A 16,716-nucleotide genomic window follows, 5' to 3' on the forward strand; every position below is an offset into this window, starting at 1 on the left:
CCGCCCCAACACCCCTTCCCCGGGGTGGGGCCGCCCCCCCCCCCGGGGGGGCACGGCCCCCCCGCCCACCTGGGGGGGGGGGGGGGGGGGGGCCCCCACCCCCCCCCCCCCCGACTCAGGGGGGCTTGTTTTCCACGGCTTCTGACGTACCGTCAACTTTCCTGTCGTCCAGGAGGTTAGCCGTGTCCCAGGACCGTCCGATCGCACTCGACGAATACCCGATCCACCAGGTCCCGCTCTCCCTGAAACACGTCGCCACCGGCGACCGCAACGCCTACGACCGCTGCATCTTCCACGTCTTCGACCACCACGGCCGCGCACTGCTGATCGCCGGACTCGGCGTCTACCCCAACACCGGGGTCATCGACGCCTACGCCACCCTGCGCCTCGGCGACCGGCTGCACGCCGTCCGCGCCAGCGACGCGCTCACCGACGACCGGATGAACCTCTCCGTCGGCCCGCTGCGCATCACCGTCGACGAGCCGCTGCGCCGCCTCACCCTGCACTGCGCCCCCGACCCCGCCGACCCCGCCTCGCTCTCGTACGAGATCACCTGGCAGGCCGGCTTCCCGGCCGTGTGGGAGCCGCACCACGTCCAGCGCCGGGGCGACCGCCTCACCCTCGAAGGCCGCCGCTTCGTCCAGGCGGGCCGCTGCACCGGCGCGATCCGGGTCGCGGGCGAGGAGATACCGGTCACGGCGGGGGAGTGGACCGGCACCCGCGACCGCAGCTGGGGGGTGCGCCCGATCCCCGGCGAGAGCGACGGGCGCGCCGAGGAGCACCGGCCCGAGGGGTTCCACTGGCTCTGGGCGCCGGTCCGCTTCGACGACCGCTTCCTGATGGTGATCGCCCAGGAGGACGCCGACGGCTACCGCACGCTCAACGAGGCCGTGCTCGTCCGCGAGGGCCGCCCCGACGCCCAACTGGGCTGGCCCCAGGCCGACATCACCTATCGGCCCGGCACCCGCCACCCCGAACGCGCGGTCGTCCACCTCACCGACGCCCGCAAGCCCCTGGAACTCGGCGTCGAGGTGCTCACCTCCTCGCCGCTGGCCGTCGGCGCCGGGTATCCGCCCGCCGACGACTGGCAGCACGGCACCTGGCAGGGGCGGAGCTGGACCGACCGCCGCCTCTACGACCTCTCCGACCCGGCCGCCCACCCGATGGCCGCCTACGGCGTCACCGACCACGCCGCCCGCTTCACGCTCGACGGGCGCACCGGATACGGGATCTTCGAGCACGGCAGCTTCGGCCGCCACGACCCCAGCGGCTTCGCCACGTACACCTCCGTCGCGCCCTGACCCCTCCGCGCCCCGAGAAGGGATACGCCCATGGCCACGGCACCACGCCCCCGCACCACCACGCGCGACCCCCAGGAGCTCGTCCGCAGGCTCACCGGCTGGCTCGACGCACGGCTGCCCGGCGCCCGCGTCACCGGCGTCGAGGTGCCGTCCTCCAACGGCATGTCGAGCGAGACCCTGCTCTTCGGCCTCGACCACCCGGCCGCGCCGTCCCCCAAGCTCTCGGCTTCGCTCCAGCAGGGAGGACCGCCATTCGCCTGCGCCCTGCGGCTCGCCGCCGACCCCGCCGCGTACACCGTCTTCCCGGTCTACGACATGGCCCGCCAGCACCGGGTGATGCGCCTGGTCGCCGAGCACACCGACGTCCCGGTGCCCCGGGTGCTGTGGCTTGAAGAGGACCCCACCGCGCTCGGCGCCCCGTTCTTCGTGATGGAGCGTGCCGAGGGTCGCGTACCGCCCGACGTCATGCCCTATACGTACGAGGGCAACTGGCTGCACTCCGCGAGCGACGCCGAGCGGGCACGCCTTGAGGACGCCACGGTCGCGGTGCTCGCCCGGCTGCACGACCGGTTCCCGGCCGGGGAGGCCGCCTTCCTGCTCCCGGAGGGCGAGGGCTCACCCCTGCGGCGCCATGTGGCGGCCCAACGGGCCTACTACGACTGGGTGGTGGACGGCCTGGCCCGCTCCCCGCTCATCGAGTCCGCGTTCGACTGGATCGACGCGCACTGGCCCGCCGACGAAGGTCCGGCGGTGCTCTGCTGGGGCGACGCGCGGATCGGCAACATCGTCTACGACGGCTTCGAGCCCGCCGCCGTCCTCGACTGGGAGATGGCGGCCCTCGGCCCGCGCGAACTCGACCTCGGCTGGACCGTCTATCTGCACCGCTTCTTCCAGGATCTGACGGTGAGTTCCGGCCAGCCCGGTCTGCCCGACTTCCTGAGACGGGACCACATCGAGGCGCGCTACGCCGAGTTGACCGGGCACACCCCGCGCGCCATGGAGTTCCACACGCTCTACGCCGCCCTGCGGCACGCCGTGGTGATGCTCAGGATCGCCTACCGGCAGCTGCACTTCGGCGAGGTCCGGGTCCCCGACGACCCGGACGCGCTGATCCTGCACCGGGGCAGCCTGGAGGCGATGGTGCGGGGAACGTACTGGAACTGACCCGGGCCTAGGCGGCACGCCGCATGCGCGGCACCCGCATCGGACGCGAGCCCGGACCGTGGACGTGCGAGAAGGGCTGTGTCCGCCAGTCGAGGCCCTGGGGGAGCGTCAGGAGCAGCGCGGTGTCCTGCTCCTGGACCTCCTTGGAGGTGTCCGCGGGCCTGCTCTGCGAGGCCGCGCGGCCGGTCCCGGCGCACACCGTGAGGACGAACGGGTTCCAGGGGCTCGGGCACAGCGCGTGCTCCGGCAGCACCGTCTCGTCCGCGAGGAGCGCGATCGGCTGGGCGCAGTCCGGGCAGATCACCCGGTACATCTCGAAGGTGTCGTAGGCGTCCGCGGCCTCGTCGTCGGCGAGCTCGTCCTCGACGGTGCGATCAACGGGCTCCGGATCGGTGCGTTCATCGGTGCGTTCATTCGACACACGTCCGCCACGCTTCATGTTCTGCATTGGGTTCTCCCCCTTGGGTGGGCCGGCAAGGCGCCGTCGCCGCGACCACAGCAAGCAATTCCCGCCAGGCCCCGGCCGTAACCGCGACGCCCCGCGGCAGCACGTCACAAGCCTGTGGCATTCGTCACATGCCCGCCGCAGGTGCCCCTTCCGGTTGCCGCCGACTGTGCCGGAGGGGACCTGTGGGAATAGGTTGATCCGCATGGAGGAGCTGGACCGTCAGATCGTGGATCTGCTCGTCAAGGACGGGCGGATGAGCTACACCGACCTGGGCAAGGCCACTGGCCTGTCCACCTCGGCCGTGCACCAGCGGGTACGCCGTCTGGAGCAGCGCGGAGTCATCCGCGGCTATGTCGCCGTCGTGGACCCCGAGGCGGTGGGGCTGCCGCTGACCGCGTTCATCTCGGTCAAGCCGTTCGACCCGAGCGCCCCCGACGACATCGCCGAACGGCTGGCCGACGTGCCGGAGATAGAGGCGTGCCACAGCGTCGCGGGCGACGAGAACTACATCCTCAAGGTGCGGGTGGCCACCCCGCTGGAGCTGGAGCACCTGCTGACCCGCATCCGCTCGCTGGCCGGCGTCTCCACCCGGACGACCGTCGTTCTCTCGACCCCGTACGAGGCACGGCCGCCGCGTATCTAGGCTGTTCCCATGAGTTCCGAGAGCGCCGCCGCCCTTCCGGCCCGAACCGTCGCCCCGCTGTCCACCGGCGAGCCCGACCACCGCACCGTGCTGCTGCGCGGCGGGGAGGTCCACAGCCCCGCCGACCCGTTCGCCACGGCGATGGTCGTCGAACGCGGGCACGTCGCCTGGGTCGGCTCCGAGGGCGCGGCCGACGCCTTCGCGTCCGGCGTCGACGAGGTGATCGACCTCGAAGGGGCCCTGGTCACCCCGGCGTTCACCGATGCGCATGTGCACACCACGGCCACCGGCCTGGCACTCACCGGCCTCGACCTGTCGTCCGCCCGCACCCGCGCCGAGGCCCTGGCGGCGGTACGGGCGTACGCCGCGGCCCGCCCCGACGACGACGTGCTGCTCGGCCACGGCTGGGACTCCGCGCGCTGGCCCGAGCGGACCCCGCCCACCCGCGCCGAGCTCGACGGGGCCACCGGCGGCCGCCCGCTCTACCTGCCGCGCATCGACGTCCACTCGGCCGTCGCGACCACCGCGCTCCTCGACCGGATCCCGGGCGTCACCGGGCTCGACGGCTACCACCCGGACGCCCCGCTGACCGCCGCCGCCCACCACGCGGTACGGGCCGCCGCACACGCGGCGATCACCCCGCGCCAGCGCGAGGAGGCCCAGCGGGCCGCGCTGCACCGGGCGGCCTCGCTCGGCATCGGCACCCTCCACGAGTGCGGCGGCCCCGAGATCTCCGACGAGGACGACTTCACCTCGCTCCTGAAGCTGGCCCGTGACGAGGCGGGCCCGCGCGTCTTCGGCTACTGGGCCGAGCGGGTCACCGGCCCCAAGGACGCCGATCGCATCCGCGAACTCGGCGCGCTCGGCGCGGCCGGGGACCTCTTCGTCGACGGCGCGCTCGGCTCGCACACCGCCTGTCTGCACGAGCCGTACGCCGACGCCCCGCACACCGGCACCGGCCACCTGGAGGCGGCCGACGTCGCCGCCCATGTGGCCGCCTGCACCGAGGCCGGGCTCCAGGCCGGGTTCCACGCCATCGGGGACGCCGCCGTCACCGCGGTCGTCGAGGGGGTGCGGGCCGCCGCCGCCAAGGTGGGCCTGGCCCGCGTCCGCGCCGCCCGGCACCGCGTAGAGCACGCCGAGATGCTCACCCCCGAGACCATCGCCGCCTTCGCCGAGCTCGGCCTCACCGCCTCCGTACAGCCCGCGTTCGACGCGCTGTGGGGCGGCGAGGAGGGCATGTACGCCCAGAGGCTCGGCGCCGGGCGGGCGCGCACCCTCAACCCGTACGCGGCCCTGCTGCGCGCCGGAGTACCGCTCGCCTTCGGCTCGGACTCGCCGGTCACCCCGCTCGACCCGTGGGGCACCGTCCGCGCGGCCGCCTTCCACCGGACCCCCGAGCACCGGGTCTCGGCCCGCGCCGCCTTCACCGCCCACACCCGGGGCGGCTGGCGCGCCATCGGCCGGGACGACGCGGGCACCCTGGTGCCGGGCGCGCCCGCCGACTACGCGGTGTGGCGCACCGGCGAGCTCGTGGTGCAGGCGCCGGACGACCGGGTGGCCCGCTGGTCGACCGACCCGCGCTCGGGCACGCCCGGACTGCCGGACCTCAGCCCCGGGGCGGCGCTGCCGGTCTGCCTGCGCACGGTGGTGTTCGGACAAACGGTCTTTGTCCGGCCGAACGAGTGACGTAGGGACATTTCGTACGCCCGTCAGGCTGCCCTCCGGGCGCCGCCATCACCTGCGGATCCTCCTGGCTGACCTGCTGGTTTCCCTCGACGTCGCAGGTCAAACGGCTGTTGACAGAGAGCGGCCGGGGGCGGGTAGGTTCGGCCGGGTCCACCACAGGACGTCCGGCCGACAGAAGGTTTCTGCCGTCCGGGGGGTCCCCCCTGCTCCGCGGGAGCTCGGGGGAGGGTGCGACCCGGATGGGGTCCGGACGTTCAGTAGACAACGGCTCCAGGCAGCCCGCAGCCAGCGGGTCCGAGGCCGGCCCGAAGGGCGCCGGGCCCCCATTCCGACACCCTGGGACCTCGCGGTGCGGGAGTGTCCGGACCGCTCGCTATGGTGGTGCCCTGCGTACGGACAATAAGGGGCAGCAGTGAACGACGGCGGTCAGAGGCGGTACGGCCCGCTCGGCAGAGCCTTGGTGATCATCCCGACCTACAACGAGGCGGAGAACATCAAGCCGATCGTCTCCCGCGTCAGGGAGTCGGTCCCCGAGGCCCACGTCCTGATCGCCGACGACAACAGCCCCGACGGCACCGGCAAGATCGCCGACGAGCTCGCCGCCGAGGACGACCACGTCCACGTCCTGCACCGCAAGGGCAAGGAAGGCCTGGGCGCCGCCTACCTCGCGGGTTTCCGCTGGGGCGCCGACGAGGGCTACGGCGTCCTGGTCGAGATGGACGCCGACGGCTCCCACCAGCCGGAGGAGCTGCCCCGGCTGCTCACCGCGCTCAAGGGGGCCGACCTGGTCCTCGGCTCGCGCTGGGTGCCGGGCGGCCGGGTGGTGAACTGGCCCAAGAGCCGCGAGTTCATCTCCCGCGGCGGCTCCACCTACTCCCGGCTGCTGCTCGGTGTGGACATCCGCGACGTCACCGGCGGGTTCCGGGCCTTCCGCCGCGAGACCCTCGAAGGCCTCGGCCTGGACGAGGTGGCCTCGCAGGGCTACTGCTTCCAGGTCGACCTGGCCCGCCGTGCCGTCGCCGCCGGCTACCACGTGGTCGAGGTGCCGATCACCTTCGTCGAGCGTGAGCGCGGCGACTCCAAGATGAGCAACGACATCATCGTCGAGGCGCTGTGGCGGGTCACCGCCTGGGGCGTCGGCTCGCGCGCCAACAAGCTCCTGGGCCGCAAGCCGTCCTGAGCGGGCGGTCCGGCTCCGGTTCGCCGGCCGCCGGCGGATCCTTTACGCCGTCCCGTCATGCTCCCAGGCACACTGGGAGCATGACGACCGGCACCGTGCCCCCGACCCTGCCCAAGCGCTCCCGTGCGCGCACCCTCGTCCCGCTGGGGATCGCCGCCTGGCTCCTCGTGGAGATCTGGCTGCTGATCACCGTGGCGGACGCGGTCGGCGGACTGACCGTGTTCGCCCTGCTGGTCGGCGGTGTCGTGCTCGGCTCGTTCGTCATCAAGCGGGCCGGGCGCCGGGCCTTTCGCAACCTCACCGAGACCATCCAGCAGCAGCAGTCCGGGACGGCTCCCGGCGCGGGCCCCCGGCCCGGCAGCGAGGGCAACACCCTGACCATGCTGGCCGGCCTGCTGCTGATCGTCCCGGGCCTGCTCTCGGACGCGCTCGGGCTGCTCTGCCTGGTGCCGCCGGTGCGCAAGGCGCTCTCCCGGTACGCGGAGCGCTCGCTGGAGAAGCGGATGCGCACGGCCGCGCCCGGCAGCCTGGGTGACGCCTTCCAGCAGGCCCGTATGCAGCACCCGGACGGCAAGGTGGTGCAGGGCGAGGTCATCCGGGACGACCAGCGCCCGCAGCGGGACGACCAGGGGCCCCGTCCGCCGCTGACCCACTGAGGTCCATACGTACGGCGACCTGACGCAACCTGACGCAAAGAAGAGGGCCGGTCACACCATTACGGTGTGACCGGCCCTCGACTCTTCGGTTTCCGCCAAGAGCGCTTGCGCGCCTACGCGGACTTGCGACTGTCGCGCGGATGCACGGCAATGTTCATGGCGCCGGAACGCAGAACCTCCAGCCTTTCGGCCAGAACCTCCTCCAGCTCTTCGCGGGTGCGCCGCTCCATGAGCATGTCCCAGTGCGTACGCGCGGGCTTGCCCTTCTTCTCTTCAGGACCTTCGCCGTCCACGAGGAGTGCCATGGCGCCACACGCCTTGCACTCCCACTCCGGCGGGATGTCTGCCTCCACCGAGAACGGCATCTCAAATCGATGTCCGTTCTCGCATGCGTACTCCACCGCCTGGCGCGGGGCCAGATCGATGCCGCGGTCGGTCTCGTAGCTGGTCACCACGAGGCGCGTGCCGCGAAGAGCTCGCTCACTCATGAATCGTGCCTCCCGGGCTTGTCGCCCACAGGACAGGTGTCGCTGTCGTCGTCATCCGGTCAACGTCCGGTCGGCGGTAAAGATTCCCGTTGTGGGTCATGTGTCGCCGTCGTGCCGCCCCTTGTTGTACCCACCAGTGCCCGGTTTGTCACATCTGGCAGCAGATGTCACCCAGCGTCTTCACTACTTGAGCACGCAGTAACGGTCCGCCTGGCAGGCCAAAGGCGTACACTACCGGCCTTTCACTTCAACGTCTAAATCCGCGCCGGAACCGGGTTCCCCGCGGCCGCCACGGCGGCCCTCACCGGCACCCGGGCGAGCAGCGCGAAGCCGGCCACGAAGAAGATCACGAGGGAGATGATCGCATCCCGGTAGCTCCCGGTCAGCTGATACGCGAGCCCGAACACCAGTGGCCCCAGCCAGCTCAGTCCGCGGTCGCTCATCTCGTAGGCCGAGAAGTACTCGGCTTCCTTGCCGCTCGGCACCATGTGTGAGAAAAGCGACCTCGACAGCGCCTGGCTGCCGCCCAGGACCGTGCCGATCGCCGCGGCCAGGACGAAGAAGAGCGCGGGCGAGTGGGCGGGCAGGAAGTACCCGGTGCCCAGGATCAGCGCCCACACCGCCAGCGAGGCGAGGATCGTGCGCTTGGCGCCGTACGTCTGCGCGAGCCGCCCCATCCCGAGCGCCCCGGCCACCGCGAGCACCTGCACGAGCAGCACGGCGACGATCAGCGTGTTCTGGTCGAGCCCGAGCTCCTCGGAGCCGTACAGCGACGCCTGCGAGATCACCGTCTGCACGCCGTCGTTGTAGATCAGATACGCGAGCAGGAAGGCGAGCGTGAGCGGACGCGCGCGCATGTCGCGCAGCGTCGCGACGAGCTGGCGCCAGCCCGCACCCACCTTGCCCTCGGCCGGGGCGTGCCCGGCGGGCGCGCCCCGGTCCCGCAGCCGCCGCAGCGGTACGAGCGTGAAGGCGCCCCACCAGACCCCCGCCGAGGCCAGACAGATCCGTACGGCCGTGCCCTCGGAGAGCCCGAAGCTGTCGTGGCCCGAGTAGAGGATCAGGTTGAGGATCAGGACGAACGCGCCCGCCGTGTAGCCGAAGGCCCAGCCGCGCGAGGAGACGCGGTCGCGCTCCTCGGGGCCGGCGATCTGCGGCAGATAGGCGTTGTAGAGCACCATCGAGACCGACAGCGCGGCATTGGCGACGATCAGCAGCGCCGCGCCGAGCAGATAGCGGTGCCCGTCCAGGAAGAACATGCCCGCGGTCGCCGCGGCTCCGGTGTACGCGGCCGCCGCGAGCAGCGGCTTCTTGCGGCCGCTGCGGTCCGCGGCGGCGCCCACCATCGGCATCAGGACCACCGCGAGCACCACGGAGGCGGACACCGCGTACGCGAAGAGGGACCCGGCCCGCACCGGAACGCCCAGCGGGTGCACAAAGCCGTCCGCGTCGGCGGCGTCCTTCGCGATCGTCGTCAGATAGGGCCCGAGGAACACCGTCAGGACGGTCGTCGAGTAGACCGAACACGCGAAGTCGTAGAAGTACCAGCCGCGTTGTTCGCGGCGGCGGTCGGGGTCCGGCGCCGCCTCTGCGGCGGCCCGGCCCATGGTCTCGGCGGTCAAACCCCGCGCCCTTTCGTTCGTTCCTCGGGCGCGCGCCGGGTGTCAGAACCCGGTTCCCCGGTCGGTCAGTACCTTGCGCAGCGTCTCCAGATGATCGGTCATGATGCCATCCACGCCGAGGTCCAGGAGTTTCGTCATCCGATCGGGATCATTGATTGTCCATACGTGTACCTGCAGGCCCAGGGCGTGCGCGGTCTCCACGAAGCGCCGGTCCACCACCCGGACCCCGCTCTGGGCCTCGGGCACCTGCGCGCACACCGCGCCCCGGCGCAGCGGCACGGGGACGCCGAGCGAGCGCAGCCTCAGGGCGGCGACGCCGCGCACCCCGTACGAGGTGGCCAGGCGCGGGCCCGCCAGCTTGGCGGCCCGGGCCACCCGGGTCTCCGAGAACGAGCCCACGCACACCCGGTCCCACGCACCGGTCCGGCGGATCAGCTCCACGAGCGGGCCGAGCGCGGCCTCGGCCTTGAGGTCGACGTTCCAGCGGGCCTCGGGGAACGCCTCCAGGAGCTCCTCGAAGAGCGGCAGCGGCTCGCGGCCCGCCACCCGGGCCTGGCGCACCTCGGCCCACGGCAGATCGGCGATCCGCCCCACGGAGTCGGTGACCCGGTCCAGGGTGGAGTCGTGGAAGGCGACGAGGCGGCCGTCCACGGTGGTGTGCACATCGGTCTCGAAGTACCGGAAACCGGCCGCCGCGGCCCGGCCGAAGGCGGCCGCGGTGTTCTCGATGCCGTCGGCCGCCCCGCCGCGGTGGGCGAAGGCGATCGGTGTCGGGTGGTCCAGATAGGGGTGGCGTACGCGAGTCACCCGCGCAGTATCGCCTGCGCCGGTGCCGCCCCGGTGACGGGCTCGGCGGCGACGGCGGGCGCGGGCTCCGGGGCCGCTGTCCGCTCCGGCCCGGGGACGGCGAAGACGCGCAGGAAGAACTGGGCGAGCGGGCCGATGGCGAGGGCGTAGGCGACCGTGCCGACGCCCAGCGAGCCGCCGAGCAGGAATCCGGTCGCCACCACCGCCACCTCGATCGAGGTGCGCACCAGCCGGATGGAGCGGCCGGTGAGCCGGTGCAGCCCGGTCATCAGACCGTCGCGCGGGCCGGGGCCGAACCGCGCCGAGATGTACAGGCCGGTCGCCACGCCGTTGAGCAGGATCCCGCCGACCAGCAGGGGGATCCGGACGGCGAACCCGTGCACGTCCGGCACCAGGGCGAGCGTGGAGTCCATCGCGATGCCGATGGCGAAGACGTTGGAGACCGTACCCAGGCCCGGGCGCTGCCGGATCGGGATCCACAGCAGCAGCACGAGAGCGCCCACGATGATCGACACGACGCCGATGGTCAGCCCGGTGCGCTCGGCGATCCCCTGGTGCAGCACCCCCCACGGTTCGAGCCCGAGCCCGCTGCGCACGAGCAGCGCGGAGCTCACGCCGTACAGCGTCAGGCCGACGTAGAGCTGGAGCAGCCTGCGGGTGAGGTGCGTGGACACGTGAGTGCCCCCCTGTCTGGTGGTAGTGGACCGGCGCATGACACTCTGTGGCTGGGAAACCCCTCCCAACCATGGCCAATTCGGGGAAGGTGGACTGACTTCCATGGCGCAGTGGACCTCGGCGGTCGGGCCGGCACAGCTCGCCCGTCAGCTCAACGCACAGCAGCAGCCCCGCCCGGCGGGCACCCGCAAGCCGCCCGCCTACCGGGCGCTCGCCGACGGGATCCGCCTCCTCGTCCTCGAAGGACGGGTGCCGGTGGCGGCCCGCCTTCCCGCCGAGCGGGAGCTGGCCCTGGCGCTCTCGGTCAGCCGCACCACGGTCGCCGCCGCCTACGAGGCGCTGCGCGGCGAGGGCTTCCTGGAGTCCCGCCGGGGTGCGGGCAGCTGGACGGCCGTCCCGGCGGGCAACCCGCTGCCCTCGCGCGGCCTGGAGCCGCTGCCGCCGGAGTCGCTGGGCTCCATGATCGACCTGGGGTGCGCGGCGCTGCCCGCGCCCGAGCCGTGGCTGACCCGTTCGGTCCAGGGCGCCCTGGAGGAGCTGCCGCCGTACGCGCACACCCACGGCGACTATCCGGCCGGGCTGCCCGCGCTGCGCCAGATGCTCGCCGAGCGGTACACGGCGCGCGGTATCCCGACCATGCCCGAGCAGATCATGGTCACCACCGGCGCGATGGGCGCCATCGACGCCATCTGCCACCTCTTCGCCGGGCGCGGCGAGCGGATCGCGGTCGAGTCGCCCTCGTACGCCAACATCCTCCAGCTGATGCGCGAGGCCGGGGCCCGGCTGGTGCCGGTCGCCATGGCCGAGGGGCTGACCGGCTGGGACCTGCCCCTGTGGCGGCAGGTGCTGCGCGACTCCGCGCCCCGGCTCGCCTATGTCGTCGCCGACTTCCACAACCCGACCGGCGCGCTGGCCGGCGAGGACCAGCGCCGCGCCCTGGTGGACGCGGCCCGCTCGGCCGGGACCGTGCTCGTCGTCGACGAGACGATGTCCGAGCTCTGGCTGGACGAGGGCATCGACATGCCGCGCCCCGTCTGTGCCTTCGACCCGGCGGGCGCGACCGTGCTCACGGTGGGCTCGGCGAGCAAGGCGTTCTGGGCGGGCATGCGCATCGGCTGGGTGCGCGCCGCCCCCGACGTCATCCGCTCCCTCGTCGCCGCCCGCGCCTATGCCGACCTCGGCACCCCGGTCCTGGAGCAGCTCGCCGTCAACTGGCTGATGGCCACGGGCGGTTGGGAGCAGGCGGTCGACCTGCGCCGCGCCCAGGCGCGCGAGAACCGTGACGCGCTGGTGGCGGCGGTCCGCCGGGAGCTGCCGGAGTGGGAGTTCGACGTGCCGGTGGGCGGGCTGACGCTCTGGGTGCGCACCGGGGGACTCTCCGGCTCGCGGCTTGCGGAAGTGGGCGAACGGGTCGGCGTACGGGTGCCCTCCGGCCCCCGGTTCGGCGTGGACGGCGCCTTCGAGGGGTACGTACGGCTGCCGTTCACGGTCAGCGGGCCGGTCGCGGACGAGGCGGCGGCGCGGCTCGCCGCGGCGGCCCGCCTGGTGGAGAAGGGCGCGAGCAACGGGGGCGAGTCGCCGCGTACGTTCGTGGCGTGACGGGCGCCTCTCAGCCCTCCGCCGGCACCGTCTGCTGGCGGGGCGCCGCCTCCACCGGGAGGTCGCGCTCCGGGAGCAGGTCCAGGACCGCCTGGCGGTGCTGCTCGCTGGTCGCCTCGTCGTACGGGTCCGGCGTCGCCGGGACCTGGAGGCGCAGGACGGGCCCGGTGCCCAGGCGGGCGTAGCCGCGGCCGGGCGGGACCGAGGTGGTCGGGGTGGTGTGCGGCGGGACGCCGAGGACCCACTCGGCCAGCGCCGGGGTGGAGGGGCCGAGCACCACGCGCGCGCGGGTGTGCGTGCGTACCGGCTCGGTCAGCGCCTCCAGGCTGTCGAACTGCTCGGCGACCACCACGGTCACCCCGGCCGCCCGCCCGTGCCGCAGCGGGGTCTGGAGCAGCTGCTGCGGGTCGGGCCGCCCGTCGGCGGCGGCCAGGTGCCCGAAGACGCTCGGCCGGTCGAGCAGGATCCACAGCGGCCGTTTGATGTCGTCCGGGGCCGGGTGGCCCCCCTGGCGGGCGCGGTTGGCGGCGATGAGCCGGCGCTCGGTCTCGTGCGCGGCCCACTCCAGCGTGGCCAGCGCCCCGGCGAGGCCGCACTCGACGGCGAGCACGCCCCGGCGCCCGGTCAGGCACGCGTACTCACCGGTGCCGCTGCCCTCCACCACGAGCACGTCGCCGTGCTGGAGCACCTGCAGGGCGATGGAGCGCAGCAGGGTCGTGGTGCCGCTGCCGGGCTCGCCCACCACCAGCAGGTGCGGTTCGGTGGAGCGCGGGCCGGTGCGCCAGACGACCGGCGGAGCGTCGCGGACGTCGTCGCCCTCGGTGACCGGCACGGTCCGCTGCACCGCGTCGGCGTCGGTGAACCCGAGCACGGTCTCGCCGGGGCCCGCGACGAAGCGCTGGGCGGCGATCGAGGTGGAGAGCGCGTCGAGGACGCGCATGACGAGCTGGTTGCCCTCCTCGTCCCACTCGAACCGGTACTCCCGGCCGCGCCCGGACTTGGTGTGCAGCAGCTGTTCGATACGGGCGCGCGCCTCGGGCTCGCCGTCCGTGAAGTACGCGGGGTAGTGGATGAGGAGCCGGGTGACGCGGCCCGCCTCGTCGAACTCGTACTCACTGAAGGCGTTGGCCCATTCCCCGCCGTGGGCGAAGAGCGGACTGGGGTCCTCCGCCACCGAGAAGTAGGGCACAAGCGCCTCGTAGAGCGCCTGGAGGCGGGCGGTCTCGGCTTCGTCGGGCCCGGTCTTGACGGGGGTGCGCTCGCGGCCCTTCCAGGCGGCCGCGGCCATCACCGTGATCAGGGCGAGCAGCGGCCCGTACGGAATGAGCGCGACCACCAGGACGACGGCCGCCACCAGGAACAGCGCGGGACCACGCCGTTCCCTGGGCGTGGCGGTCCACTTGCAGCGCAGGGCGGCGGCGATCAGCCGCAGGCCGCGGCTGATCGTGATGAGCGGATGGAGGACGTCGGTGGCGCTGTCGGCGGCCGTGCGCGCGATCTCGCGGCTGCGGGCGATCGGCGCGCTCGTGCTGCTCAGAATGCGGGGGAGTGGTCGCCGGGCCACGTCGGTCTCCTGAGGGGGGTGGTCGGGACTGCGGGAGCTCAGAACTTGATCCCGCCCAGCAGGCTGGCCAGGCTCTGGCCGCCGGCCTTGATGCTCGGGGCGATCGCGGTGCCCGCCAGGTAGAAGCCGAAGAGGGCGCAGACCATGGCGTGCGACGCTTTCAGACCGTCTTTCCGGAAGAAGAGGAAGACGATGATTCCGAGCAGGACGACGCCTGAGATGGAGAGGATCATGAGAAGTTCTCCTGGTTGAGGGGGACAGTCACCATGAGTTCTTCCAGGATCACAGGAAGTATCTATGTGATAAAAGGTGCAATCGGGTGAAATTCTCTGATTTTCACTGGAGTGGCGGACAGGGAACCGGGTCGCGGGCGGGACACTGTGCGGCTGCGGCGCCGGATGTCGTCACTCGCGGTGAGATGTGCCCCGGGCGGGCCGAACCATGTCGCCCGGCGGGCAGTACCCTGTCGATTCACTCGTACGGCCCCGGTGCCGTGCGGGCCCAGGTCACAGGCGTTCCGAGGGGCGCCGTACGCAGTGGAAGGCGGTCCGTGCGATGAGCGATGACCTCGATCCCGAGGTGGTCGAGCTGGCGACCAGGATCTTCGATCTGGCGCGCCGGGGAGACGCGGAGGCGCTCGCCGCGTACGTCGACGCCGGGGTCTCGCCCGACCTCACCAATGACAAGGGCCACACGCTCGTCATGCTCGCCGCCTACCACGGGCACGCGGAGGCGGTCTCCGTGCTCCTCGCGCGCGGCGCCGACGCCGACCGCGCCAACGACCGCGGCCAGACCCCGCTCGCGGGTGCGGTCTTCAAGGGCGAGGACACGGTCGTCAAGGCGCTGCTCGCAGGCGGAGCCGATCCTTCCGCCGGAACGCCGTCCGCGCTCGACACCGCACGGATGTTCGGCAAGACGGAACTGCTCGCACTCTTCGGCGACCGCTGAGGTTTGTACCGGGTGCCCCTGCGTACCTGGTGAGAGGGGCTCGTAAATGTGGTCGCGGTGGCGAAATGCCTGGGTCATCATGACGACGAGCCCCTTCATCAGGGGCAGGGTCCTTACATCGGGGGCCACACGACGAGAGGCAGGAAGATGACTCACAGCAAGAAGACGGCGGACGGCCGAACATGTTGGCGCGCGGCCTACTAGGGCACGGCACGAATCCCGGTTGCGTCAACAGCTTGATGTGAGGCTACTTCCATGTTTGATCCGGTCATAGCGCCGAGCGGTACGCTGCTCGGCCTGCTGCAGCGGGGCCGCGGCGACGGCACCCTGCACGCGCTCGCCGCCCCGCGCCCAGAAGCCCTGGCGGCCCTGAACCACTGTGTACTGGGCGACCCCCGCCACGACTGGCAGGTGGAGAACCGCTCCCTGTACTACGCGCGCCTCTACCTGGATCTCGACGGCGGACTCGACGAGATCGAGGCCCATCTCTTCAGCGCCGAGGACGTCCTCGACGCCGATGAGCACCGCACCGGTCTCGCGCTCGCGGTCCTCGGCCACCTCGCCTCCTACGGCAGGGACGACGCGCTGCTGCTGCTGCGGCGGTACGCCGTGTGCGGCGCCAACTGGGGCTGGGCCCTGGACGAGCTTGCTCTGCGTGACGACGACGCGGCCCTGCGCGGCCTCGCCGGCCCCGTCCTCGCCCGGTTCCCCGGCACCCCCGAGGGCGACGCCGAACTGGCCGCCACCGTCCGGGACGCCTTCGAGCCCCGGCCCTGGCGGCTGTGGGCCGAGGACACCCGGGAGGTGGTCGGCGCACGGGTGCGCGCCGCCCGGGAAGCCGGGTCCTTCGACCGCTGGCAGCGCCAGATGCGACCGTCCGGGCCCCGCCCGGGCTGGAGCGTCCAGGCCGTCTTCGACTGGGCCCAGGAGGGCCTGGAGCGCGGCGCCGACCTCACCCTGCCCGCCGCCCGCTGCCTGGGCGCGGTGGCCGGGCCCGACGACCGCGACCTCATCATCGAGGCCGCGCGCGCCGGCTCGGACGGCGCCCGCTGCGCCGCCCTGCACTACCTCACCGAGTCACGCGACCCCCGCGTGCTCGACCTCATCGAGGCCGCCGTCGGCGGCGGCTCCCACACGGTGGCCGAGGCCGCCGTCCACGCCTTCGAGCGGATGTGCGGACCCGAGGCCGTCGACCGGGCGCGCGGCTGGGTGCACCGGCCCGACGCGCTCGGCGCCGCCGCCGCGGGCGTCCTCGCCTGCCGGGGCGAGGCCGACGACGCCCAGCTGGTCCTCGGCGCACTGCGTGAGTGCGTGCGCTCCGAAGGGCCCGACGCGCCCCTGCTGCGCCCCCTCGTCGACGGGGCCGGACGGCTCGGCATCGGCTGCGCCGCCCCCGTACTGAGGCACCTCTACCGGGAGACCGCCTCCTCCGAACTGCGCGGCCGCACCGCCCGCGCGCTCGCCGCCACCGACCCGTCCTTCCCCACCGGCTTCGCCATCGAGTGCCTGTGGGACTGCGAGGAGACCACCCGCGAAGTGGCCGCCCAGTACGCCGAGCTCGTCGACGCGCGCGTGGCGGAGCGGCTGCGGCGCCTGGCCGACGACCCGGCCGAGGAGGCCGAGGTACAGAGCGCCATCCACAACCGGATGGGCCCGGACGCCTCCGCGATATGAGCCGATAGGGCCCTATGGGCGCTGTCCGACTGGACAGCGGCCCGCTGCCGCACCCTGCTCGCCGAGCGCGGCCTCGCGCCGGGCCCGCCGCCCTCGTACGAGCCGGACCGGCCGCCGCGCCGCTGAGGCCGGGCGACGGTCGGGGCCGCCCGGGTGGCGCGGCGGACAGCGGCCCGCTGCCGCACCCTGCTCGCCGGGCGCGGCCTCGCGCCGGGCCCGCCGCCCTCGTACGAGCCGGACCGGCCGCCGCGCCGCTGA

General features: G+C 73.0%; 17 protein-coding genes. 9 read left to right on the forward strand and 8 right to left on the reverse strand.

Features of this window, described 5'->3' with window-relative positions; all coding sequences use genetic code 11:
* The first annotated feature begins 182 nt into the window (after nt 1-182).
* Both ACFWA7_RS33830 and ACFWA7_RS33835 read left to right on the forward strand, forming a co-directional pair.
* Nucleotides 183-1,301 carry a hypothetical protein gene (locus ACFWA7_RS33830; protein ID WP_385826872.1) on the forward strand — a complete coding sequence of 373 codons (1,119 nt, stop codon included), beginning with the start codon at nt 183-185 and terminating at the stop codon, nt 1,299-1,301.
* Between the two features lie 30 nt (nt 1,302-1,331).
* On the forward strand, nt 1,332-2,465 hold the full coding sequence (locus ACFWA7_RS33835; protein ID WP_385826874.1) for a phosphotransferase family protein: 1,134 nt from the start codon (nt 1,332-1,334) through the stop codon (nt 2,463-2,465).
* A 7-nt stretch (nt 2,466-2,472) separates the two neighbouring features.
* On the opposite strand, the gene ACFWA7_RS33840 is transcribed toward ACFWA7_RS33835, so the two are convergent.
* Entirely contained in the window at nt 2,473-2,913 is a 441-nt protein-coding gene (locus tag ACFWA7_RS33840; protein WP_385826876.1) for a hypothetical protein, read from the reverse strand.
* Nucleotides 2,914-3,115: 202 nt separating this feature from the next.
* On the opposite strand from ACFWA7_RS33840, the gene ACFWA7_RS33845 reads away from it, so the two are divergent.
* From ACFWA7_RS33845 to fxsA, 4 genes are all read left to right on the forward strand, one after another.
* Nucleotides 3,116-3,556: an Lrp/AsnC family transcriptional regulator gene (locus ACFWA7_RS33845; RefSeq protein WP_067155585.1), complete on the forward strand. Its 441-nt coding sequence runs from the start codon at nt 3,116-3,118 to the stop codon at nt 3,554-3,556.
* A 9-nt stretch (nt 3,557-3,565) separates the two neighbouring features.
* A complete protein-coding gene (locus ACFWA7_RS33850; RefSeq protein ID WP_385826879.1) occupies nt 3,566-5,245 on the forward strand; it encodes an amidohydrolase in 1,680 nt (559 codons plus the stop codon).
* Between the two features lie 412 nt (nt 5,246-5,657).
* Nucleotides 5,658-6,425, forward strand: a complete 768-nt coding sequence (locus ACFWA7_RS33855; RefSeq protein ID WP_385543248.1) for a polyprenol monophosphomannose synthase — start codon at nt 5,658-5,660, stop codon at nt 6,423-6,425.
* Between the two features lie 80 nt (nt 6,426-6,505).
* Complete coding sequence (gene fxsA / locus ACFWA7_RS33860) at nt 6,506-7,081, forward strand: FxsA family membrane protein (RefSeq protein ID WP_385543245.1); 576 nt, start codon at nt 6,506-6,508, stop codon at nt 7,079-7,081.
* 113 nt (nt 7,082-7,194) lie between these two features.
* Here the strand turns inward: fxsA and ACFWA7_RS33865 are convergent, their stop codons facing one another.
* From ACFWA7_RS33865 to ACFWA7_RS33880, 4 genes are all read right to left on the reverse strand, one after another.
* Nucleotides 7,195-7,569 carry an RNA polymerase-binding protein RbpA gene (locus ACFWA7_RS33865; protein WP_067155573.1) on the reverse strand — a complete coding sequence of 125 codons (375 nt, stop codon included), beginning with the start codon at nt 7,567-7,569 and terminating at the stop codon, nt 7,195-7,197.
* A 254-nt stretch (nt 7,570-7,823) separates the two neighbouring features.
* Nucleotides 7,824-9,176 carry an MFS transporter gene (locus ACFWA7_RS33870; RefSeq protein ID WP_385543285.1) on the reverse strand — a complete coding sequence of 451 codons (1,353 nt, stop codon included), beginning with the start codon at nt 9,174-9,176 and terminating at the stop codon, nt 7,824-7,826.
* 57 nt (nt 9,177-9,233) lie between these two features.
* On the reverse strand, nt 9,234-9,998 hold the full coding sequence (locus ACFWA7_RS33875; RefSeq protein ID WP_385543241.1) for a glycerophosphodiester phosphodiesterase: 765 nt from the start codon (nt 9,996-9,998) through the stop codon (nt 9,234-9,236).
* Entirely contained in the window at nt 9,995-10,711 is a 717-nt protein-coding gene (locus tag ACFWA7_RS33880; protein ID WP_385826881.1) for a YitT family protein, read from the reverse strand. The genes ACFWA7_RS33875 and ACFWA7_RS33880 overlap by 4 nt, the downstream gene beginning before the upstream one ends.
* Nucleotides 10,712-10,775: 64 nt before the next feature.
* On the opposite strand from ACFWA7_RS33880, the gene ACFWA7_RS33885 reads away from it, so the two are divergent.
* Nucleotides 10,776-12,272 (forward strand): PLP-dependent aminotransferase family protein, encoded by a 1,497-nt coding sequence (locus ACFWA7_RS33885; RefSeq protein ID WP_385543235.1) that lies wholly within the window; start codon nt 10,776-10,778, stop codon nt 12,270-12,272.
* Nucleotides 12,273-12,282: 10 nt separating this feature from the next.
* Here ACFWA7_RS33885 and ACFWA7_RS33890 read toward each other — a convergent pair whose 3' ends face one another.
* On the reverse strand, nt 12,283-13,836 hold the full coding sequence (locus ACFWA7_RS33890; protein WP_385826883.1) for a hypothetical protein: 1,554 nt from the start codon (nt 13,834-13,836) through the stop codon (nt 12,283-12,285).
* A gap of 38 nt (nt 13,837-13,874) precedes the next feature.
* Nucleotides 13,875-14,069, reverse strand: a complete 195-nt coding sequence (locus tag ACFWA7_RS33895; protein ID WP_067155558.1) for a hypothetical protein — start codon at nt 14,067-14,069, stop codon at nt 13,875-13,877.
* Between the two features lie 322 nt (nt 14,070-14,391).
* On the opposite strand from ACFWA7_RS33895, the gene ACFWA7_RS33900 reads away from it, so the two are divergent.
* Nucleotides 14,392-14,784 carry an ankyrin repeat domain-containing protein gene (locus ACFWA7_RS33900; protein WP_385543229.1) on the forward strand — a complete coding sequence of 131 codons (393 nt, stop codon included), beginning with the start codon at nt 14,392-14,394 and terminating at the stop codon, nt 14,782-14,784.
* 255 nt (nt 14,785-15,039) lie between these two features.
* On the forward strand, nt 15,040-16,458 hold the full coding sequence (locus ACFWA7_RS33905; protein ID WP_385543226.1) for a HEAT repeat domain-containing protein: 1,419 nt from the start codon (nt 15,040-15,042) through the stop codon (nt 16,456-16,458).
* A 12-nt stretch (nt 16,459-16,470) separates the two neighbouring features.
* Here ACFWA7_RS33905 and ACFWA7_RS33910 read toward each other — a convergent pair.
* Nucleotides 16,471-16,716, reverse strand: a 246-nt coding sequence (locus ACFWA7_RS33910) for a hypothetical protein (RefSeq protein WP_385826885.1), incomplete at its 5' end; no start/stop codon positions are given.

The organism is Streptomyces sp. NPDC059994 (assembly GCF_042737755.1).
Lineage (GTDB): Bacteria > Actinomycetota > Actinomycetes > Streptomycetales > Streptomycetaceae > Streptomyces.

Coding starts and splice junctions, on each gene's coding strand:
- ACFWA7_RS33835 (WP_385826874.1), top strand. CDS start 1,332: ATGGCCACGGCACCACGCCCCCGCACCACCACGCGCGACCCCCAGGAG.
- ACFWA7_RS33840 (WP_385826876.1), bottom strand. CDS start 2,913: ATGCAGAACATGAAGCGTGGCGGACGTGTGTCGAATGAACGCACCGAT.
- ACFWA7_RS33845 (WP_067155585.1), top strand. CDS start 3,116: ATGGAGGAGCTGGACCGTCAGATCGTGGATCTGCTCGTCAAGGACGGG.
- ACFWA7_RS33850 (WP_385826879.1), top strand. CDS start 3,566: ATGAGTTCCGAGAGCGCCGCCGCCCTTCCGGCCCGAACCGTCGCCCCG.
- fxsA (WP_385543245.1), top strand. CDS start 6,506: ATGACGACCGGCACCGTGCCCCCGACCCTGCCCAAGCGCTCCCGTGCG.
- ACFWA7_RS33865 (WP_067155573.1), bottom strand. CDS start 7,569: ATGAGTGAGCGAGCTCTTCGCGGCACGCGCCTCGTGGTGACCAGCTAC.
- ACFWA7_RS33870 (WP_385543285.1), bottom strand. CDS start 9,176: ATGGGCCGGGCCGCCGCAGAGGCGGCGCCGGACCCCGACCGCCGCCGC.
- ACFWA7_RS33880 (WP_385826881.1), bottom strand. CDS start 10,711: ATGCGCCGGTCCACTACCACCAGACAGGGGGGCACTCACGTGTCCACG.
- ACFWA7_RS33885 (WP_385543235.1), top strand. CDS start 10,776: ATGGCGCAGTGGACCTCGGCGGTCGGGCCGGCACAGCTCGCCCGTCAG.
- ACFWA7_RS33895 (WP_067155558.1), bottom strand. CDS start 14,069: ATGATCCTCTCCATCTCAGGCGTCGTCCTGCTCGGAATCATCGTCTTC.
- ACFWA7_RS33900 (WP_385543229.1), top strand. CDS start 14,392: ATGAGCGATGACCTCGATCCCGAGGTGGTCGAGCTGGCGACCAGGATC.
- ACFWA7_RS33905 (WP_385543226.1), top strand. CDS start 15,040: ATGTTTGATCCGGTCATAGCGCCGAGCGGTACGCTGCTCGGCCTGCTG.